This window comes from Streptomyces sp. NBC_00464 (assembly GCF_036013915.1).
Lineage (GTDB): Bacteria > Actinomycetota > Actinomycetes > Streptomycetales > Streptomycetaceae > Streptomyces.
On record NZ_CP107899.1, the window covers coordinates 4734514 to 4754189 of the forward strand.

Genomic DNA, 19676 nt, shown 5'->3' on the forward strand with positions numbered 1-19676 from the left:
GGTACGGAAGTTGGTCGTCCGGCATGCCAATTATGGCTGGATGTCGGACTTCCGCCACGTGGGAAACCCGCCAGGCGCGGGCACCCCTGAGCGGTCCATATCCCTGCCAGGATGCAGCCGCAGCACGGCATGTTCATGGCTTCAAGCAGGGAGAATCATGCATCCAGTAGGGCGAATAGCCTTGGGCGCGGCGACCGCCGCCGTCCTGGCCTTGACCGCGGTCACGCCTTCCGGGGCGGCGGGTACACCCACCGACGGCGCCTCGGGGAAGAGACCCCTCATCGGCAGCGGAACCCCGGCTTCCGGTGGCAAGCAGGTGACGGTCACCCTTGTCACCGGTGACAAGGTGCTGGTCACCACGGACCCGTCGGGCCGCAGCTCGGCAGCCGTCCTGCCGCGCAAGGACGGGTCGCAGCCGATCGTGCAGACCTACCAGCTGGGCAAGGACCTCTACGTCTACCCGGAGGGCGCCTCGCAGGCGATCGCCCAGGGCAGGGTCGACGAGCAGTTGTTCAACGTCAGCGGGCTCATACGGCAGGGGTACGACGACGCCCACGCCGACGCGCTTCCCCTCATCGCCACGTACGAGAACCGCGTCGACGTCGCCGCTGCCGCGCAGGCGACCCCTCGCGGGGCCGAGCGGGGTCTGAGCCTCCCGGCGGTGAACGGAGTCGCGCTCAAGGCCGACAAGGACGGTGCCGCCGCCTTCTGGCAGGACGTCAACGCACCCCGTTCACGTGCGGCCGCTCCGTTGAAGAAGCTGTGGCTGGACGGCAAGGTCAAGGCCACGCTGGACCGTTCCACCAAGCAGGTGCACGCGCCGGAGGCCTGGGCCGAGGGCTATGACGGCAAGGGCACCAAGGTCGCCGTGCTGGACACGGGCGTGGACGCCGAGCACCCCGACCTGGTGAACCGGGTCGAGGCGGCGAAGAACTTCACGGACTCCGCCGACACCGCCGACCGGCAGGGTCACGGCACCCACACCGCCTCCACCGTCGGCGGCTCGGGTGCGGCCAGCGACGGCAGGAAGAAGGGCGTCGCCCCCGGGACCGGACTGCTCATCGGCAAGGTCCTCAACGACGGCGGCTCCGGCCTGAGCTCGTGGATCATCGCCGGTATGCAGTGGGCCGTCGACCAGAAGGCCGATGTCGTCTCCATGAGCCTGGGCAACCCCGAGATCGGTGACTGCGCCGATCCGCTGGCCATGGCCGCGCAGGAGCTCTCGCGGAACACCCACAGCCTGTTCGTGATCGCCGCGGGCAACTCCGGCTCCGGCACCGAGACGGTGTCTTCGCCCGGCTGCGCGCCCGGCGTGCTGACCGTCGGCGCCGTCGACCGTGACGACACCACGGCGTGGTTCTCCAGCCGCGGTCCGGTGGCCGTCACCCACACCCTCAAGCCCGAGATCGCCGCCCCCGGCGTCGACATCTCGGCGGCCGCGGCGGGCGGGCGTGGCGTCTACGCGTACCAGTCGATGTCGGGCACCTCCATGGCGACCCCGCACGTCGCGGGCGCCGCCGCCGTCGTACGGCAGGCCCACCCCGACTGGACCGCACAGCAGATCAAGGCGGCCCTCGTGTCATCCGCCCGTACCGGCGGCAAGGTGGCGGGCGCCGACCAGACCGGTGCCGGCGTCCTCGACGTGCACGCGGCGGTCCACCAGAAGGTGCTCTCCGCACCCGCGGTCCAGGGCGGCAGCTACAACTGGCCGCAGGACGCCTCGGACCGCAGCACCGTCGAGGTGCCCTTCACCAACACCGGCGCCGACGACGTCGTGCTCGGCCTCAAGGTCAGCGGTGTGCACGGCAACGACGGCAGCGATGTCCGCTCCGGTGTCATCGAGCCGGCACTGGGCAAGGTGACCGTTCCCGCCGGGGCCACGGTCAAGGTGCCGGTGCGGATCGACCCCGCCGCCCGTCTCAAGGCCTCCCAGTACGGTGCCGTCACGGGCAGGATCATGGCCTCCGGCGGCGGCACCCACATCTCCGTGCCGGTCACGCTCTACGTCCAGCCGGAAACCGTCACCCTCCGCGTCAAGGTCGTCGACCGCAACGGCAAGCCCGCGGCCGGCGCCTCGTCCCTGGACCTGGTCAGCCTCGACACCGACAAGGGCGAGCGCCGCAGCAACCAGGGCGCGGCCGACCAGACGTTCAGCGTGCGCCCGGGCGACTACGCCCTCTCCGCGTTCGTGGCCACCAACAACGCGGAGAACACGGCCGACTCGATCAGCTACGTCGGGCGCCCGCAGCTCCGCATCACCGATGACACCACCGTCGTACTCGACGCCCGCAAGGCCCACCGGCTGAGCGTGCGCACCGACCGGCCCTCGAAGATCAGCCACACCACGTTCAGCTACGCACGCACCTGGGACGACACCTGGCAGCTGAGCGGCTCGCTCATGGCGGGCAGCGCCGTGCAGAAGTTCTACGCCTCCGTCGACGGCCGCGCCAAGAACGGCTTCTTCGAGTTCCGCCCCACCTGGCGCGCGACCGGTTCCGAGGGCGGCTCGCCCTACGTCTACAACCTCACGTTCCCGACCCAGGGCCCGCTGCTCTCCGACCGGACCTACCGGGTCGGAGACTCCAAGCTGGCCCAGGTCACCGAGAAGTGGAACGCCCTCGGCAAGGAGACCGACTACCTCGACGGACTGTTCATCGTCCCCTCCTGGAACCCCAACACCTCCATCACGGTCAACCTGCTCGACCCGGTCCCGGTGCCCGGCACCCGTACCGCCTACTACACGACGGGTGACGACGTCTGGCTGCACGGTGCGTTGACCAGCTTCCCGTTCGCCGCGTTCATGGGCGACAAGGACCGTACCTACAGTGCCGGGGAGCGGCGTTCCGAGGAGTGGTACGGCGGCCCCATGCGGCCGGGAGCGGCCCGGGACCGCGCCGGCGACCTGGCGCTGGCGGCCGAGCGGCAGGGCGACCTGATCGGCATCCAGACCGCCCTGTGGGTCGACGGCTCCGGTGACCACTGGTCCTACGGCGGATCGTTCGGCGACCTCGGCAACCTCGCGCTGAAGCGCAACGGTGAGCAGATCGCCACCAGCATCTATCCGTACGACGCGTTCGAGGTCCCGGCCGAGGACTCCGCGTACGAGCTCACCCAGAACCTGGAGAAGATCCCCACCTCGGACAAGCCCTGGCTGCGCTCCACCGCGGTCACCACCACCTGGAGCTTCCGCTCCCACCTGGAGCCGGAGGTCTACTCCCGCGGTCTGCCGATCCTCTTCCCGGCGTACGACCTGCCGGCGGACGGCATGAACACGCTGCCCGCGCGCGACGGCATCAAGGTCGGCCTGTCGGCCGAGGGCCACGCCGGGTACACCCCGGGCGCGATCACCGAGGCCTCGCTGTCGTACTCCTACGACGGCGGCGCCACCTGGACCGCGGCGCCGACGAAGAAGCAGGACGGCAAGTGGACGGCCGTCCTCGACCACACCGGCGCCACCGGTGAGCAGGTCATGCTGAAGGTCGGCCTCACCGACTCCCACCACAACGCGGTCACGCAGACCATCACCCGCGCCTACGACGTGCGGTAACCGCACCACAGCCCCCGGCCGGGCGGTCCCCACGACAGGGGACCGCCCGGCCTTCCGCGTGCGGGCGGAGAAGCAGTCGGGGCGCCACTCGTACGGGCGCACTTCAGCAGGGCGGCGGCCAGCCTCCCTAAGGCACCTCGACCGGAATGGATGATCGAGGCTTCCCGGTCCGCTGCCACGAACGGCACGCGCATGCGCGACCACATCGCTGCTGGAGGATGCCCGCATGTTCCGTCCGCTGCGTGCAGCGATGTCCTCGGCACAGAGCTCGGCGGACCACGACGACATCACCACCATCCGCACACCCGCCACCCGTGACGTCGTCCTGGCGACCTTGGCGACGACGGCCGTGGTGATCGTCCTCGGTCTGCTGACCGGGACCGCGGTGCTCCTTCTAGGGCTGCTGGTGTTCCTGCCGGCGTTCGCCGCCGCCCTGTGCAGCCCGCGCCAGACGGCGCTGGTCTCCGCCTGGGTGAGCCTCGTCGTCATCGCACCGGTGGTCTTCCAGCCCGGGGAACGGATCCTCGACCGGGTGATCCTGACGGTGTTCGCCGTCGGCTTCGGCGCGCTCGCCGTCTACGGTGCCCGGGTGCGCATCACGCGGGAGAACGCCCTGGTGCGGCTGCGGTCCACCGCCGCGGCGATGCAGAGGCAGATCCTGCGGCCGTTGCCGCTGCTCACCGACGATGTCCTCGTGGACGGCGTCTACGAGCCGTTGCAGCAGGACAAGCTCGTCGGGGGCGACATCTACGACGTGGTGGCCACTCCCTGGGGCACCCGGGTCCTGATCGGCGATGTCCAGGGGAAGGGGCTGCCCGCCATCGGCATGGCCATCGACGTGGTGGGGGCGTTCCGCGAAGCCGCCCACCGCGAGCCGACCGTGACCGCGCTCGTCGATGCGCTGGAAGCGGCGGTCGTCCGGCACAACGACTACGCCGGACAGCGCGGCGAGCCCGAACGGTTCGTCACCGCGCTCGTCCTGGGAGTCGACGCGGGTACCGACACCCAGGTCGTCGGCTGCGGCCACATCCCGCCCTACCTGCTGCACGAGGGCGCCGTCACGGTCGTCGGTGCGGGGGATGAGCACGTACCGCTGGGCCTGGCCAACCTGGTCGACGAACCACGCACGGTGGCGTGGTTCCCCTTCCCCGCCGGGGCCACACTGCTGCTGTGCACCGACGGCCTGACCGAGGCCCGTTCGCCCGAGGGCGCCTTCTATCCGCTGGAGGCGCGTCTCGACGGCCGCGGCGACATCACCGCCGGCCGGCTGATCAGCTCGCTGATCGACGATGTACGCGACTTCACCGCAGGGGCCCAGCAGGACGACCTGGCGGTCCTCGCGGTACGACGCACTCCGCGCCAGTCCTCGTAGGGCGAGTCCCTGCCGGAGCGCCGCCGGCCGACGCGCCGGTCCCGCCCGGACCCAGTGGGCCCACTGCCCTTCGCTCGTACGTCCACGATGGGGCCCCGCATTTGGGCCCACGGGCCCGTGCTCGAACACCTGCACCTCTCGTAGCCTCCGAGCCCTGAGGCCATCGGGGAGGACACAAACATGCCGCGGACGAGGTGTCGGGGGACCATGTCCTCGTGCAGTGCATGGGGTGACCGGGGTGGAACCGCCCTGGAGTACGTCGGCATGGTCATGGTGGCCGTGGCCATCGTGGGCGCCCTGCTGGTGACCGGCCTGGCCGGGCAGGTCAGCGAGAGGTTCTCGTGCGCCATCTCGTCCGTCACGGGCGGCGGGGGATGCACCGGCGGTGGCGGGGACGAGGCCGGCGGCGATCCCAACGCCGAGTTCGAGCCGCTCACCTGCGCCACGGTGACCAAGGCCGGAACCCAGGGTGGCAAGTTCGGGGTCTCGTTCGAGACGCTCGGTGTCGAGTTCGGCGGCGAGTTCGGGTTCGAGGAGACGACGACCAGGGCGAAGACGGACGTCAACAAGGACGGCAAGATCGACGACAACGACGAGCAGGTCTCGCTGACCTTCACGGACGCCGGGTCGATCAAGGGCACCGAGAAGCCCAAGGGCCGCATCAAGATCGGTGACGTGGGCAAGGACAAGGTGGAGATCGCCGCCGGTCTCACCGTCACCACGGGCGACACCTGGGTCTTCGACAGCCAGGAGGAGGCGGACCAGTTCCGCAAGGACCTCCAGGAGTACAAGAAGCTCAGCCGGCTGAACAAGCTCTCCAACCTCAGCCCGATCGTGGGCGGTTCCACCGAGATAGCCAGCTGGTTCGGCAAGGGGCCGAAGGCCGAGGAGAGCCGCCTCAAGCAGAACATCGAGGACAGGCTCGGCAACAAGCACATCACCACGCAGAAGATCAGCCTCGAAGTCGCCGCCCAGGCCGGGTTCCAGTTCGGCGCGGGCATGAACGCCCCCGACACGACGAACGCCGACGGCACGACCACTCCCGCTCCCAAGCCCGGCGCCACCGTCGAGGCCGGCCTCAAGATCTCCGAGGCCCAGGAAGTCACGCTGACGCAGAACCACATCAACAACACCGACGCGTACACCTACCAGGCCAAGGCCACCGGCGGTGCGTACGCGAAGGGCGAGGCCGGACCGGTCAAGGCGGGTGCGGAGGCCGCCGGTTCGGCGGCGGGCGCCATCACCGTCACGGTCGACAGCAAGACCGGCAAGGTGAAGAGCATCACGATGACGCGGACCCTGGAGGGCAAGGCGGAGGCCAACGCCGGTCTCAAGGGCGACGTCAACGGCAACGCGAAGGGCGGCGGGACCACCACCCAGGTCATCACCACCACCGTCCCCCTCGACGACAAGAACATGTCCAAGGCCGAGTCCGACGCCATCAAGGCCCAGATGTTCTCCGGCCAGGGCATGAACAGCGCCTTCAACTACCTCTTCACCGGCACTCCGGTGCCGACCGAGGACCCCGGTGCGGGCGACCCGTTCGGCCACTACGCGTTCAACCACGGTCAGGTCAGCAAGCAGGAGTACGACGGTTCCTCCTCGTCCGAGGAGATCGGTCTCGACGTCAACCTGGAAGTCGCCGGCATCAACGGCGCCTACACCAGCTCCGAGTCGCAGAAGAGCCTGACCAAGGCGGAGTTCCTGGGGGCTCCCTCCGGTGGCCGGCGCGCGTTCTTCCCGTACAGCTACTGTGCCAAATGATTCACAGGTACAAGGAGACGTGATCATGACCAAGCTTTCCGTCCGGCGGACGGTGCGGGCTGTCGCCGTCACCACCGCTGTGCTCACCACCGGCCTGATGCTCACCGCGTGCGGGGGCGAGGACAGCTCGGACAAGGCCGCGCCCGCCACACCGAGCGGCTGGAAGAAGCTCGCAGGACCGACGGTGTCGCTCGCCTACCCGGCGGAACTCACCGAGCAGAGCAAGGCGGAGCGCGGCAAGCTCAACGACGCCGCGGCGCTGCGGAGCGAGGGGGACCGCCCGACGGTGAAGGTGTCGATCCAGAGCGGCTTCGCCGACGCCTCGACCGGCGACGACGCGGCCTCGGTCGGCCGGGCCCTCCTCATGGCGACCACCGAGGTGAAGAGCACCAAGGACGCGGACATCCCGGGTGCGAAGGACGCCAAGCGCATCGACTTCACCTACACCGGTACGGGAGTGCCGCAGTCGCCCCCGAAGGGTGCGACGGTCGAGGGCGTGGTCATCACGGGCGTCGACTCCGACGGAAAGATCTACTCCGTCCGCATCGACGCCCAGGCGGGCAAGCTCAGCGACGCGGACCGGACGAAGATCGTCGACAGCATCCAGGCGAAGTAGCGCCCGAGACCCGGGCGAAGCAGCGCCCGAACGCCGGGCGACGACGAAGAGGCAGCCGAATGTCCCGATATGACATAGACCGTGGGTACGCCCCCGCCCCCGCATCCGGCCACGACCGGCCGCGGCTGCTGAACTTCATGCTGCCCTGGGCCGCCGGCATCGCCGTGATGCTGGCGTCGCAGCTGGCCCTCGCCATCCTCGTCTGGGACGTCATCACGGGCGACGACGTCTCCACCATGGACTCACCGGTCCGCACCGTCCTGCTGCTCCACCTGCCGGCCGCGGCCTGCGTCGCGCTCGGCGTCTGGGCTGCGGCGGCCGTGCACCAGGGGGCCTCACGGGAGTCGCGGGTACGGCACTGCGTCGCGGCGTTCACCCCGGCCGTAGCTCTTCAGTTGGTGGTCTTCTTCTCGCAGGGGAGCGACCTCACCGTCCTCACGTTCCTGGTGCAACTGGTCGTCCTGGTGGTTGGCTGTGCGGTGGGCTTCCTCGTCGACAGGCTGCGCAACGATTAGAAGGTTCTCCATGGACACGTCGCTCGTCATCACCGGTGTGGTCGCGCTGGTGGCGCTCAGGTCCCTGGGCCGGACCGCCCGGCAACTGCGCGGTGCCCGCGCGGGCGTGTCCGCTCCGGCACGCTGCGTCCGGGTGGACGAGCGCGACTCGGCGACGGGTTCGTCGGGCGACCGGCGTACCTCGTACGTCTTCGCGTTCACCGCGCAGGGCGGGGAGTGGGTCGAGTTCCGGAACGGCGGCAACACGCGCTTCCACGAGGGGGCGCGGGTCACGGTCCGCTACGACCCGGCAGACCCGCACCGGACGGCGACCCTGGCCGGCAGCCCGCGCGCGGCCCTGACCGAGGGTGTTGTCTCCCTGCTGCTGATGGGGCTGGTGCTGCTGATGTTCCTTACGGACTTCCCGGAGAGCCTGTTCGACTGACCGACCGGACCGCCGATTGTCAGTGCCCTCTGCTGTGATGACGTACGGAAGCGACGACGGTCGACGACGCACAGCGCGGAGGCGGAACAGTGGGCACGTGGGGCGCGGGCAACTTCGACAGCGACACGGCGGCGGATCATCTCGGGGACCTGGTGGGCCGGTTGGTGGCCGAGGTGACCGAGGCGATGGCCGGCGATCCGGTGGAGCTCGAACCGGATGAGTACGGGGGCGTGACCGTCCCCTGCAACCTGGAACTGCTGCTCGTCCTGGACCGCCAGGGCTGGGTGGGCGTGACCCTGCCGCCGGCCGAGCTGATCCGGAGCTGGCAGAAGACGTTCCTGGCGGTGTGGGAGTCGACGATCGACGGCCTGGAGCCGGACGCGGCATACAAGGACGAGCGCCGGAAAGTGCTCAACGAGACGTTCGAGCACCTGGCCGAGGCGTCGGCGGTGGCGGCGGGGGCGGTGGTGGAGTAGGGCCTCACGGCTGCGGGAACCGGACCTCGGGATATGCGGCGGCGGGTCCGTCGAGGAGTGCCGGGCGCGGATAAGCCGTTGATCGCGGAGCGGGCGACCGGCACGTTGGTGCCATGACCGGAACTGAGCACAAGAAGGACCTGCACGTGTACTTGCAGGACGCCCGCGACGCCTTCCTGTGGAAGCTGGACGGATTGTCGGAGTACGACATCCGGCGCCCCCTGACCCCGACCGGCACCAATCTGCTGGGCCTGGTCAAGCACGTCACCGGAGCCGAGGCGTTCTACTTCGGCGACGTCTTCGGACGCCCGGTCGACGCGCCGGAGCTCTGGATCGCCGGTCGAGCCGAGCCGAACGCGGATCTGTGGGCGACGGCGGACGAGACCCGTGCGGACACGGTCGCGCACTACCGCCGGGTGTGGGCCCACTCCGACGCGACGATCGACGCGCTGGACCTCGACGCGACGGGCCTGCTCCCCGGGGGAGAGGGCAAGGAGCTGACGCTCCACCGGGTCCTCGTCCACATGGTCGCCGAGACCCAGCGCCACGCGGGGCACGCCGACGTCGTACGGGAGCTGATCGACGGGGCCACGGGGCAGCGGGAGAAGGGCCGCAACATGGCGCCCGGCGACGCCGCGTGGTGGGCGGGTCACCGGGCCCGGGTGGAGCGTGCGGCGCGGGAGGCGTCGGGGGGCTGAGCGGGTCGGCTTCCCGTTGGTCCGGAAAGATCCTCCCCTGGCACTAGGGAGATTGTTTTGCCTACCCATTACTCTTGTGGGAAGGCCACGCTGGGTGGCCATGGAGGAGTGAGATGAGGAGCAGCAACCCGGTCTTCTCGCGACGGGGCTTCAGCCGCGACAACGGTTACGCGGGCTTCAACGCGTCACCGCAGGCCGGGGCCCCCGCAGCGGGTGCCAACCCGTACGCACAGGGCACCGCCCCGAACCCGTACGCCACGAACCCCTACGCCCAGCAGGACAGCCAGTACGGCGCCCCGCAGGCGCCGGTGCGCTCCGGTGTGATGACGATCGACGATGTCGTCACCCGCACGGCGCTGACGCTGGGCACGGTCGTGCTCGGCGCCGCGGCCGCCTGGGCCCTGCTGCCGGTCGACGAGGCCAACCTGGGCAAGTCGTACGGCATCGCGATCGGCGCCGCGATCGTCGCCTTCGTGCTGTCGCTCGTCCAGTCCTTCAAGCGCAAGCCCGTCCCCGCGCTGATCATCGCGTACGCGGCCTTCGAGGGCGTGTTCCTCGGGGTCATCTCCAGCGCGGTCAGCACGTACATCTCGCCGGGCGTCGTGATGCAGGCGGTGATGGGCACCATGTGTGTCTTCGCCGGTGTGCTGATCGCGTACAAGATGCGCTGGATCCGTGTGACCCGCCGGTTCTACGGCTTCGTGATGGCCGCGGCCATGGGCTTCATGCTCCTGATGGTGGTCAACCTGCTGTTCGCCGCGTTCGGCGGCGGGGACGGCCTGGGCTTCCGCAGCGGCGGCCTCGGCATCCTCTTCGGCGTCGTCGGCATCCTTCTCGGCGCGTGCTTCCTGGCCCTGGACTTCAAGCAGGTCGAGGACGGCATCGCGTACGGCGCTCCGCGCGAGGAGTCCTGGCTGGCCGCCTTCGGCCTCACCATGACCCTGGTGTGGATCTACCTGGAGATGCTGCGCCTGCTCTCCATCCTCAGCGGCGACGACTAGTCACACGCCGACACCTGATCGCGGGAACGGCCTGCAGGCTCCGGAACGACGGAGCCTGCGGGCCGTTCCTCATTTCCTCGGCGTCGCCTCGGCCCGTTGGCAACCAACCGGGAGGGGCGCGTAGGGTCGCGGGGTGCTCGATACGACGCCCCTGATCACCGCCGTGGACCGATTCGCCGACCGGCTGCGCGCCGCCCCGCAGAGCAGGCTGCAGCGGGGTGCGGCGGCCGAGGGGCTGGCTGTGGCCAGGGAGCTGGCGGTGCGGGCCCAGCGCGTCGAGGCGCCGGGGCGGGAGCCGCGGATCATGCCGGACGCCGGGATCTTCGCCATCGGCGACCAGCTCGCCGTCGCGGGGCGGGATCTGGCCGTGGCACTGGAAATGGCCCCGTCCGTGGAGCTGGACGAGGCCGTGCAGTTCGTCGGGGAAGCGGCCGCGCGGGCGTTCGCCTGAGCGGTGCGCGCGGGAGTTCGGCCGGGCGTTCGGTCGGGCCGTGTGCGCGGGCGTTCGGTCGGGTGGTGCGCGCCGGGTGACCGCGCGCGCCGTCCCGGGGCAGCGGCCGGCGAGAGCCGCTGTGCTGTGCCACGGGTGGGGTCGGGCCGGAGACCGGTCCGCGGGCTAGAAGCTCGCGATGACGCGGTCGGCCAGTATGTAGACGTTGTCCTTGCCGCACGAGAACGTCAGCGCGTACGCGCCCGAGACGCCGGAACCGCCCAGGAGCACGGGGTGCTCACCGGCCCGCAGCGACGCGGCCAGCTGCTCGGCCGTCTCGCGGTGCCCGGGGGTCATACAGAGCGTGGTGCCGTCGGCGAAGACGTACACGTCGAGCGTGCCGAGCGGCCCGGGGCGCACGTCGGAGAGCTCGGTCCGGCTGTCGGCCAGCTCCTCCAGGCGGTTCACCGTGCGCTCGTGATCGGTGACGACGGGCGTCTGCACCGGCACGAAGTCCGGGTGCGAGGGGTGGCGGCGGCGTGCCGCGGCCAGCTCGGGGGAGTCCTCGGCGAACTCGGCCGTCTCCGGGAGCTCGGCCATGTCGGCCAGTTCCGTCAGCTCGGCCAGTTCGGTCAGTTCCTCGAACGCCTCGGTGGCGTCGAGGTCCATCGACTCCAGCCCGGTGAAATCGCTCTGGCGCGGCATGAAGAACGGGGCGTCCTCGCCCAGCCCGGCCAGACCGCCCAGCAGGGACGGGGCGTCGGCGGCGTCGCGCGCCTCCTGCGTGGCCCAGAAGGCCCGCGCCTCGGCGAGCTCGCGCTCCCGCTCCTCGGCCAGGGCCTCGGCGACCGCTGCGCGTATTTCGGCGGCAGGGGTGGCTTCGTTACGGCTCTGAGGGGGGACGGCAGCACTGCGGGCGCGGCCGTCGGCCAGCTCCCTGCGCAGGGCGGATACCTGCTGACGCAGCCCGTGAGCGGCGTGCAGAGCGGCGGCGCCCACGGCCGTGGCAGCGGCGGTGGTCAGCAACAGGGCAAGAGGCATGGCGCTCACTGACATACTCCCGGTTTCAATCGATCCCCCGACTTCCTACATCAGCTTGTCCTGTACCGGCACCATGTGTCAGTGCATTACGTCACGAATTGGACAGGTCTTTGGGCCTGGGGTTTAACCCTGGTGCGGGTGTGACCTGCGGGAATGGCTCTCCCCCAGGAGATAGGTCACATCCTGGGGGAGATTCGGTCACGGTCGGGGCTCGGAACCGGCCATGCCGGCCGGCCGAAGAGCCCGGAAGGCGGTGTGGGCCCGGCGGACGCCGATGGCCGGTGATCCGGCGGATCCGGAGCGTCACGAAAACGTGGGGGGTTGCGGGGGCGGGGCGGCGCACCGACCTGCCCCGGCCCGCCCCCGCAACGACTCGGCCCGACCGGCCCGGATCAGCCGCTCATGCCGCTCGTGCCTTCGGCTCAGCTCAGCCGCTCGATGACCATCGCCATGCCCTGGCCGCCGCCCACGCACATGGTTTCCAGACCGAACTGCTTGTCGTGGAACTGCAGGCTGTTGATCAGCGTGCCGGTGATCCGCGCGCCGGTCATGCCGAAGGGGTGCCCGACGGCGATGGCGCCGCCGTTGACGTTGACCTTGTCCAGCGGCAGGCCCAGGTCGCGGTAGGACGGGATCACCTGGGCGGCGAACGCCTCGTTGATCTCGGCCAGGTCGATGTCGTCGACCGTCAGCCCGGCCCGCTTCAGGGCCTGCTTGCTCGCCTCGACCGGTCCGTAACCCATGATCTCGGGGGAGAGGCCGGAGACGCCGGTGGAGACGATCCGGGCCAGCGGGGTCAGGCCCAGCTCGCGCGCCTTGGTGTCGGACATGATCACGAGCGCAGCGGCACCGTCGTTGAGCGGGCAGCAGTTGGCGGCCGTGACCAGACCGTCGGGGCGGAAGACCGGCTTCAGGCCCTGCACGCCCTCCAGGGAGACACCCGCGCGCGGGCCGTCGTCCTTGGAGACCACCGTGCCGTCCGGGGTCGTCACCGGGGTGATCTCACGCTCCCAGAAGCCGTTCTTCAGGGCTTCCTCGGCGAGGTTCTGCGAACGGACGCCGAACTCGTCCATGTCCTGACGGGTGACGCCCTTGATCCGGGCCAGGTTCTCCGCCGTCTGGCCCATCGCGATGTACGCGTCCGGGACCAGGCCGTCCTCGCGCGGGTCGTGCCAGCTCGCACCCGACTCCTCGGCGCGGGCCGCGGTGCGGGCCTCGGCGTCGGCGAAGAGCGGGTTGTGGGTGTCCGGCCAGCTGTCGGAGTTGCCCTTCGCGAAGCGGGACACCATCTCGACACCGGCCGAGATGAAGACGTCGCCCTCGCCGGCCTTGATGGCGTGCAGCGCCATGCGGCTCGTCTGCAGGGAGGACGAGCAGTAGCGCGTGACCGTACAGCCGGGAAGGTGGTCCATCCCCATCTGTACGGCGATGATGCGGCCCAGGTTGTTGCCCTGCTCGCCGCCGGGGAGACCGCAGCCGAGCATCAGGTCGTCGATGTCCCTCGGGTCCAGCTCGGGGACCTTGGCGAGGGCGGTCTGGATGATCGTGGCGGTCAGGTCGTCCGCGCGCAGGTCCTTCAGCGAACCCTTGAAGGCCCGGCCGATGGGTGAACGGGCAGCAGAGACGATCACGGCTTCGGGCATCACGCGGCTCCATGAGGGCTGGAAGGCTGTCTGGCAGGACTGCTCTGGAAGTTACCCGGACGTACTGCTGAGGTCACCTGACCCGGCGTGTGATGCGGGCCTCTTTTCTAAGCAACCGCTCAGTTCGTCGATGTCCGGGGACGCGGAGCCTGCACGCCCCGGTCGCCGCCCTCATACGTGCCGGGGCGAGGTGCCCGTGTCGGTACCCGGGTGCCGCTCCATCCGGGTGGAGCCGCCCGCCTCCCCGTGCATCTCCGGGTGCGGGTGCGGTTCCGTGGCCGCGGGCAGGCGCCGCCGCCTGCGGTGCTTGAGGAGTGCCCAGGGCGCCCGGGCCCCCGTGACCTCCGTACCGGCCTCCCTGGCCGCCTGGGAGGCCGCCTTGGCCACCGGCAGCATGTCCTCGCGCCGGCCGCCGTCCAGCCGGTCGGTCTCCGGCCACAGCCCGAGCACCGCGCACAACGTGGGCAGGAGCGCCATCGCCGCCGTCGCGTAGCCCTCCGCCGACGGGTGGTAGTTGTCCGGGCCGAAGAGCTCCCGCGGGTTCGCCTCGAACTCCGGGCCCAGCAGGTCGCCCAGCGACACCGTGCGCCCGCCCTGCTCCACCGAACCGATCGTCTGGGCCGCCGCCAGCTGCCGGCTCACCCGCCGGGCCAGCCACCGCAGTGGCTGGTAGACCGGCTCGATCGTGCCCAGGTCCGGGCAGGTGCCCACGACGACCTCGGCCCCCGCCGTCCGCAGCCTGCGCACCGCCGTCGTCAGACAGCGCACCGACTGGGTGGCGGGCATCCGGTGCGTGACGTCGTTCGCACCGATCATGATCACGCAGACGTCCGGCACCCGGGCCGGATCCGCGAGCAGCAGCGAGACCTGCCGCTCCAGATCGTCCGACCGGGCGCCCGGCTGCGCGACGTTGCGCAGATCCACCGGCCGCTCCGACACCGCAGCCAGCCCCGAGGCGAGCAGCGCCCCCGGGGTCTGCCCGGCCCGGCGCACCCCCTGCCCGGCCGCCGTGGAGTCCCCGAGCAGCCCGAACCGCAGCGGGTCCGAGGGGCCGGCGAAGGCCACCCCGTACCGCCCGTCCGCGCTCGGCGGGACCGGCGCGATGCCACCGCCCACCAGCCGCTTCGCCAGCTGGACCTCCGCCAGCAGGACGCCTACCGCCGCGGCGCCCAGCAGCCCGACGCTGCCACCGCCATAGGCCGCGCCCGCCGCGATCCGCCGTGCCACCCTTGCCCTCGACACAGTCCGGTCCACCTCCTCGTCGCAGTACTGCCGTACACACAGCTAACTGCCCCCAAGTGGCCGTTGTTCAATCGCTTCGCCCAATCTCGTGCCCGTACGCATACTCTTGCCGCACCATCTCGGAGACCCCGGAGTACACGGTGCAATTCCACGATTCGATGATCAGTCTCGTAGGCAATACCCCGCTGGTGAGGCTGCGCAGTGTGACGGCCGGCATCCAGGCGACGGTTCTGGCCAAGGTCGAGTACTTCAACCCCGGCGGGTCGGTCAAGGACCGGATCGCCCTGCGCATGATCGAGGCCGCCGAACAGAGCGGTGAGCTGCAGCCCGGCGGCACGATCGTCGAGCCGACGAGCGGCAACACGGGCGTCGGCCTGGCGATCGTCGCGCAGCAGAAGGGCTACAAGTGCATCTTCGTCTGCCCGGACAAGGTGTCCACGGACAAGATCAATGTGCTGCGCGCCTACGGTGCCGAGGTCGTCGTCTGCCCGACGGCGGTCGACCCCGAGCACCCGGACTCGTACTACAACGTCTCCGACCGGCTGGTCCGTGAGACGCCGGGAGCCTGGAAGCCCGACCAGTACTCCAACCCGAACAACCCGCGCTCCCACTACGAGACCACCGGTCCCGAGCTGTGGGAGCAGACGGACGGGAAGATCACCCACTTCGTGGCGGGCGTCGGCACCGGCGGCACGATCAGCGGCACCGGCCGCTACCTGAAGGAGGCGAGCGGCGGCGCCGTCCAGGTCATCGGCGCGGACCCGGAGGGCTCGGTCTACTCCGGCGGCTCCGGCCGGCCGTATCTGGTCGAGGGCGTCGGCGAGGACTTCTGGCCGTCGGCGTACGACCGGACGGTCACCGACGAGATCGTCGCCGTGTCCGACAAGGACTCCTTCCAGATGACCCGCCGGCTCGCCAAGGAGGAGGGGCTGCTGGTCGGCGGCTCCTGCGGCATGGCGGTCGTGGGCGCCCTGGAGGTCGCGAAGCGGCTCGGGCCCGACGACGTCGTCGTCGTGCTGCTGCCGGACAGCGGCCGCGGCTACCTGAGCAAGATCTTCAACGACGAGTGGATGGCCGACTACGGCTTCCTGGAGGACACCGGCCCGTCCGCCCGCGTCGCCGACGTCCTCGACCACAAGGCGGGCCCGATCCCGACGCTCGTCCACATGCACCCGGAGGAGACCGTCGGCGAGGCGATCGACGTCCTGCGCGAGTACGGCGTCTCGCAGATGCCGATCGTGAAGCCCGGCGCCGGTCACCCCGACGTGATGGCCGCCGAGGTCATCGGCTCGGTCGTCGAGCGGGAGCTGCTGAACGCGCTCTTCGCCCAGCAGGCCTCGCTCACCGACCCGCTGGAGAAGCACATGTCGCCGCCGCTGCCGCAGGTCGGCTCCGGCGAGGCGGTCGAGGACCTGATGGCGGTGCTCGGCGGTACGGGCGCCGCGGACGCGGCGATCGTGCTGGTGGAGGGCAAGCCGAAGGGCGTCGTCAGCCGTCAGGACCTGCTGGCGTTCCTCGCCAAGGACGCGACGGCCGCGCCCGCCAAGCCGTAGCCGGGACGCGAGGCCGGAAGGGAACGCGGGCTTCGTGAAAACGGTACGAGCACGACACGTGGCCGCAGCACCGGCTTAACACGGCTCGGGCAGATTAGTGGGTGTCGGCAGGGAAACCCGCCGGCACCGAAACGGCGACACGGACTACGGAGCGGCTCCCGGACCTCCACCGTCGCCCGGATGCGAGACCGGCCCTGACCCGGACCGCGTCCTTCGCGGGGACCGCCGTCGTCCCGCCCCCTGGGAAACCGGGGGTGCGGCGGTCCCCGCGACACATCTATGCGCGGAGACCGCGCGAGCTCTCCTGATCCCCGTCTTCGTCCCCCGTCCGCGGCGCGGCCGTCCAGCTCGCCAGCAGCGCGATGCGCTCCGCCGTCTCCGAGCCGGGTTCCGGGGTGTAGACCACCAGGGACTGATCGGGGTCGCCGGGCACGCCGAGCGTCTCGTAGGGCAGCGTCAGCCCGCCCACGACCGGGTGGTCGATCCGCTTCACGCCGTACGTCTTCGCCTTCACCTGGTGATCCGCCCACAGCCGGCGGAAGTCCTCGCTCTTCATGGACAGTTCGCCGACCAGGGTGGCGAGCTGCCTGTCATCGGGGTGCAGCCCCGCGTCCAGCCGCAGATACGCGACCGTCTCCGCCGCGACGGCCGGCCAGTCCGGGTACAGCTCCCGGGCCGCCGGCTCAAGGAACGTCTGGCGCGGCATGTTGCGCTCAGCGGCGGGCATCCGGGAGAAGCCGACGAGCGCGTCGGCGAGCGCGTTCCACGCCAGGACGTCCATCCGGCGGCCCAGGAGGAAGGCGGGCGCCCGGTCGAGCGTGTCCAGGAGCAGCCGCAGCCCCGGCCGCACCCGCTGCGCGGCGGGCGGCGTCTCCTTGCGCGTCCCGGGACGGGCCACGGTGCGCAGGTAGGCGTGCTCCGTACCGTCCAGCCGGAGTACCCGGGCTATCGCGTCGAGCACGGCGTCCGAGACGCTGGGGCCGCGCCCCTGTTCCAGCCGGATGTAGTAGTCGACGCTCACCCCGGCGAGCTGGGCGACCTCCTCGCGCCGGAGCCCGGGGACGCGCCTTCTGCCGTAGGAGTTGAGCCCCACGTCCTCGGGCTGGATACGTGCTCGTCGTGAGCGGAGGAAGTCTCCGAGGTCGCCGTCCATGCCGCCGATCGTAGAAGACCGGCCCTCTCCCAGCCTGGTACTGCCGGACCCAGGAAAGACGCATCCCTGGGTAACCGGCGCGCGCCGTCACAGAGTGGAGCCCAGGCCGGGGAGACGCCCCGGCAGCACAGCACCAAGGAGTACGGACATGTCGTACGCAACGCTCTCGGGCCGCACCGCCGTCATCACCGGAGCCGCCAGCGGCATGGGGAACGCGACCGCCCGGCTGCTCGCCGCCCAGGGCGTCCGGGTGGCGCTGCTGGCCCGCCGCGCGGAGCGGCTGGAGGAGCTCGCCGCCAAGATCACCGCAGACGGGGGCCGGGCGCTCGCCGTGGCCGCCGATGTCACCGACCAGGCGTCAGTGGACGCCGCCGCCGAGCGGGTGCACACGGAGTTCGGCCGGGTGGACCTGGTGGTCAACGCGGCCGGTGTGATGCTGCCGAACCCCGTGGACGCGGGCCGCGCCGACGAGTGGCAGCGGATGCTCGACACCAACGTGACGGGCGTCCTGCGCATCATCCGGGCCTTCACGGCCGACCTGGTGGCGGCCGCCGCCGAGGGCCGCACCGCCGACCTGGTCAACATCTCGTCGATCGGCGCGCACATCACGTTCCCCAACTACGCGGTGTACGGCGCCACGAAGGCCGCGCTCACCTACCTGTCGGCCTCGCTGCGCACCGAACTCGGGCCGCGCGACGTCCGCGTCACGAACATCGAGCCCGGCCTCACCGACTCCGAACTGGCCGGACACGTCGACAACGCGGAACTCAGCGGCCAGCTCGACGGCATGTTCGACGCGCTCGGCGGGCTCTCCAGTGACGAGATCGCCGACCTGATCGCCTACACGACCAGCCGGGCACGCCACATCAACCTGCGCCAGGTGGTCGTGCTGCCGACCCGCCAGGCATAGTGCCCGCCGGATCAGTCCTCCCAGTCGGACGCCGGCCGCCGCTCCTTCTCGCGGCGCCCGAACAGCCGGCCGCCGTGGGCCGCCTGGAAGGCGTTGACGCCGACGATCCCGAGCCAGGCCACGACCAGCCCCTCGATCCCCGCGTTCGCGACACCGATGGCGGACAGCGGGATGGCCAGCACCAGCGAGATGATCCCGAACCCGAAGCGCTCACCGAAGTGCCCCAGCGGCGGCTCCGGAGTGCGCGCCCCTCGGGCGACGACGATCTGCTGTTCCGCGAGATGCCGCCGGACCCGCCGGTCCAGCGTGCCGTCGAGCCGCTGCTCGACCTTCTCCAGAAACGACTCGACGAGCGCGGACTCGTACTCTGCCCCCAGCTCGCCGCGGGCCTGAAGGGTGGCGTTGAGCTCCTTCTTGAGCTCGGTGTCGGGTGCGTCCATGGTCCTACGGTACGAACCGGTGGCGGCCGGGTCAGTGGGGCTAACCCCCCAGTTTCCGGGGGAGCGGGGGCCCCGCCCGGACCTACTGGTGCCAGGCCACGGCGAGGCCCTTGGAAGCCGCCATGACGAGGGCGAGGACCAGGGCCGGGACGGCGTATCCGGCCAGCGCCAGGGCCACGGCGCCCGCGCCGAACCAGCCGGTCTCGAAGACCACCCGTACCGCGCCGTGCACCTTGTGGGGCGCGTGGGGCGCGCCGAACAGCCACCACAGCGCGATCATCAGGGCCGGCCCGCCGATGCCGGCGAGCAGCCGCAGCGCCCATCCCGTGCCCAGGGTGAAGCCCCAGGTGGCGACAGCCCCGATGACGGCCGGCTCCGACAGGAAGACGATCAGCAGGTTGAGCGACTTCATGCCGTGTCCCCGAGGGCGGGTGTGCCGGTGCGGCGGGTCAGCCACCAGGCGGAGGTGAGGTGGACGCCCGCTGCGAGCGTCCCGCCGACCGCCATGCCGGGGATTCCCCGGCTGATTCCGATGTACGCGTCGCCGAGCTGCGCCGCGCCCGCCACCGCGAGGACCGGGACGAGCCCGCGCCGTTCCCCGCGCAGCAGGTACCCCAGTGCGGCGGCGAGCGGGACGGCGCGGACCGCGTACGCCTGGGCGTAGACCTGGAGTCCGGCCGTCGGTTCCGCGCCGGGCGGGAGCAGCAGCGCGGGGCGCACCACCCCGATCACGGCCGCGGCCGCCGAACCGGCCGCCATGGCCGCGTTGAGGACGATCAGTGAGCGTCGCATCTCGTCACCTCGTGAATCATTAAGACTCTGAATGATTTGCCGATGATATGGTGCGACGC

19 protein-coding genes are annotated in these 19676 nt (G+C 70.8%); 12 read left to right on the top strand and 7 right to left on the bottom strand.

What is annotated here, in order from left to right; all coding sequences use genetic code 11:
- Positions 1-157: 157 nt before the first annotated feature.
- The 10 genes from OG912_RS21345 (at position 158) to OG912_RS21390 (ending at position 10864) form a co-directional block, all read left to right on the top strand.
- A complete protein-coding gene (locus tag OG912_RS21345; protein ID WP_327710791.1) occupies positions 158-3547 on the top strand; it encodes a S8 family serine peptidase in 3390 nt (1129 codons plus the stop codon).
- Positions 3548-3773: 226 nt separating this feature from the next.
- Positions 3774-4919, top strand: coding sequence for a PP2C family protein-serine/threonine phosphatase (locus OG912_RS21350; protein ID WP_327710792.1), 1146 nt, complete (start codon positions 3774-3776; stop codon positions 4917-4919).
- A 207-nt stretch (positions 4920-5126) separates the two neighbouring features.
- Entirely contained in the window at positions 5127-6683 is a 1557-nt protein-coding gene (locus OG912_RS21355; RefSeq protein ID WP_327710793.1) for a hypothetical protein, read from the top strand.
- 25 nt (positions 6684-6708) lie between these two features.
- Positions 6709-7299 (top strand): hypothetical protein, encoded by a 591-nt coding sequence (locus tag OG912_RS21360; protein WP_327710795.1) that lies wholly within the window; start codon positions 6709-6711, stop codon positions 7297-7299.
- 59 nt (positions 7300-7358) lie between these two features.
- Positions 7359-7814 (top strand): hypothetical protein, encoded by a 456-nt coding sequence (locus OG912_RS21365; RefSeq protein ID WP_327710797.1) that lies wholly within the window; start codon positions 7359-7361, stop codon positions 7812-7814.
- 10 nt (positions 7815-7824) lie between these two features.
- A complete protein-coding gene (locus OG912_RS21370; RefSeq protein WP_327710798.1) occupies positions 7825-8238 on the top strand; it encodes a DUF3592 domain-containing protein in 414 nt (137 codons plus the stop codon).
- An 89-nt stretch (positions 8239-8327) separates the two neighbouring features.
- Complete coding sequence (locus OG912_RS21375; RefSeq protein WP_327710799.1) at positions 8328-8714, top strand: DUF4259 domain-containing protein; 387 nt, start codon at positions 8328-8330, stop codon at positions 8712-8714.
- Between the two features lie 113 nt (positions 8715-8827).
- On the top strand, positions 8828-9412 hold the full coding sequence (locus OG912_RS21380) for a DinB family protein (RefSeq protein ID WP_327710800.1): 585 nt from the start codon (positions 8828-8830) through the stop codon (positions 9410-9412).
- A 113-nt stretch (positions 9413-9525) separates the two neighbouring features.
- Complete coding sequence (locus OG912_RS21385) at positions 9526-10413, top strand: Bax inhibitor-1/YccA family protein (RefSeq protein WP_327710802.1); 888 nt, start codon at positions 9526-9528, stop codon at positions 10411-10413.
- Between the two features lie 133 nt (positions 10414-10546).
- Positions 10547-10864 (top strand): hypothetical protein, encoded by a 318-nt coding sequence (locus tag OG912_RS21390; RefSeq protein ID WP_327710803.1) that lies wholly within the window; start codon positions 10547-10549, stop codon positions 10862-10864.
- Positions 10865-11029: 165 nt separating this feature from the next.
- Here the strand turns inward: OG912_RS21390 and OG912_RS21395 are convergent, their stop codons facing one another.
- The 3 genes from OG912_RS21395 to OG912_RS21405 form a co-directional block, all read right to left on the bottom strand.
- Positions 11030-11899 carry a hypothetical protein gene (locus tag OG912_RS21395; protein ID WP_326736571.1) on the bottom strand — a complete coding sequence of 290 codons (870 nt, stop codon included), beginning with the start codon at positions 11897-11899 and terminating at the stop codon, positions 11030-11032.
- A 407-nt stretch (positions 11900-12306) separates the two neighbouring features.
- Entirely contained in the window at positions 12307-13527 is a 1221-nt protein-coding gene (locus tag OG912_RS21400; RefSeq protein WP_327710806.1) for an acetyl-CoA C-acetyltransferase, read from the bottom strand.
- A gap of 171 nt (positions 13528-13698) precedes the next feature.
- Positions 13699-14754, bottom strand: coding sequence for an SGNH/GDSL hydrolase family protein (locus OG912_RS21405; protein WP_327713497.1), 1056 nt, complete (start codon positions 14752-14754; stop codon positions 13699-13701).
- Between the two features lie 155 nt (positions 14755-14909).
- Between OG912_RS21405 and OG912_RS21410 the strand changes: the two genes are divergently transcribed.
- Positions 14910-16322, top strand: a complete 1413-nt coding sequence (locus OG912_RS21410; RefSeq protein ID WP_327710808.1) for a cystathionine beta-synthase — start codon at positions 14910-14912, stop codon at positions 16320-16322.
- A gap of 277 nt (positions 16323-16599) precedes the next feature.
- On the opposite strand, the gene OG912_RS21415 is transcribed toward OG912_RS21410, so the two are convergent.
- On the bottom strand, positions 16600-17475 hold the full coding sequence (locus OG912_RS21415; RefSeq protein ID WP_326736568.1) for a helix-turn-helix transcriptional regulator: 876 nt from the start codon (positions 17473-17475) through the stop codon (positions 16600-16602).
- A gap of 148 nt (positions 17476-17623) precedes the next feature.
- Here OG912_RS21415 and OG912_RS21420 point away from each other — a divergent pair, with 148 nt between their 5' ends.
- Positions 17624-18385, top strand: a complete 762-nt coding sequence (locus OG912_RS21420; RefSeq protein WP_326736567.1) for an SDR family oxidoreductase — start codon at positions 17624-17626, stop codon at positions 18383-18385.
- An 11-nt stretch (positions 18386-18396) separates the two neighbouring features.
- On the opposite strand, the gene OG912_RS21425 is transcribed toward OG912_RS21420, so the two are convergent.
- The 3 genes from OG912_RS21425 to OG912_RS21435 all read right to left on the bottom strand — a co-directional run bounded on the left by OG912_RS21425 (position 18397) and on the right by OG912_RS21435 (position 19617).
- Positions 18397-18825, bottom strand: a complete 429-nt coding sequence (locus OG912_RS21425) for a hypothetical protein (RefSeq protein WP_326736566.1) — start codon at positions 18823-18825, stop codon at positions 18397-18399.
- Positions 18826-18907: 82 nt separating this feature from the next.
- Positions 18908-19237 (bottom strand): YrdB family protein, encoded by a 330-nt coding sequence (locus OG912_RS21430; protein WP_327710811.1) that lies wholly within the window; start codon positions 19235-19237, stop codon positions 18908-18910.
- Positions 19234-19617, bottom strand: coding sequence for a hypothetical protein (locus OG912_RS21435; protein WP_327710812.1), 384 nt, complete (start codon positions 19615-19617; stop codon positions 19234-19236). The genes OG912_RS21430 and OG912_RS21435 overlap by 4 nt, the downstream gene beginning before the upstream one ends.
- Between the last annotated feature and the right edge of the window lie 59 nt (positions 19618-19676).

Coding starts and splice junctions, on each gene's coding strand:
- OG912_RS21400 (WP_327710806.1), bottom strand. CDS start 13,527: ATGCCCGAAGCCGTGATCGTCTCTGCTGCCCGTTCACCCATCGGCCGG.
- OG912_RS21420 (WP_326736567.1), top strand. CDS start 17,624: ATGTCGTACGCAACGCTCTCGGGCCGCACCGCCGTCATCACCGGAGCC.
- OG912_RS21425 (WP_326736566.1), bottom strand. CDS start 18,825: ATGGACGCACCCGACACCGAGCTCAAGAAGGAGCTCAACGCCACCCTT.
- OG912_RS21430 (WP_327710811.1), bottom strand. CDS start 19,237: ATGAAGTCGCTCAACCTGCTGATCGTCTTCCTGTCGGAGCCGGCCGTC.
- OG912_RS21395 (WP_326736571.1), bottom strand. CDS start 11,899: ATGTCAGTGAGCGCCATGCCTCTTGCCCTGTTGCTGACCACCGCCGCT.
- OG912_RS21350 (WP_327710792.1), top strand. CDS start 3,774: ATGTTCCGTCCGCTGCGTGCAGCGATGTCCTCGGCACAGAGCTCGGCG.
- OG912_RS21345 (WP_327710791.1), top strand. CDS start 158: ATGCATCCAGTAGGGCGAATAGCCTTGGGCGCGGCGACCGCCGCCGTC.
- OG912_RS21415 (WP_326736568.1), bottom strand. CDS start 17,475: ATGGACGGCGACCTCGGAGACTTCCTCCGCTCACGACGAGCACGTATC.
- OG912_RS21355 (WP_327710793.1), top strand. CDS start 5,127: ATGTCCTCGTGCAGTGCATGGGGTGACCGGGGTGGAACCGCCCTGGAG.
- OG912_RS21435 (WP_327710812.1), bottom strand. CDS start 19,617: ATGCGACGCTCACTGATCGTCCTCAACGCGGCCATGGCGGCCGGTTCG.
- OG912_RS21365 (WP_327710797.1), top strand. CDS start 7,359: ATGTCCCGATATGACATAGACCGTGGGTACGCCCCCGCCCCCGCATCC.
- OG912_RS21360 (WP_327710795.1), top strand. CDS start 6,709: ATGACCAAGCTTTCCGTCCGGCGGACGGTGCGGGCTGTCGCCGTCACC.
- OG912_RS21370 (WP_327710798.1), top strand. CDS start 7,825: ATGGACACGTCGCTCGTCATCACCGGTGTGGTCGCGCTGGTGGCGCTC.
- OG912_RS21380 (WP_327710800.1), top strand. CDS start 8,828: ATGACCGGAACTGAGCACAAGAAGGACCTGCACGTGTACTTGCAGGAC.
- OG912_RS21385 (WP_327710802.1), top strand. CDS start 9,526: ATGAGGAGCAGCAACCCGGTCTTCTCGCGACGGGGCTTCAGCCGCGAC.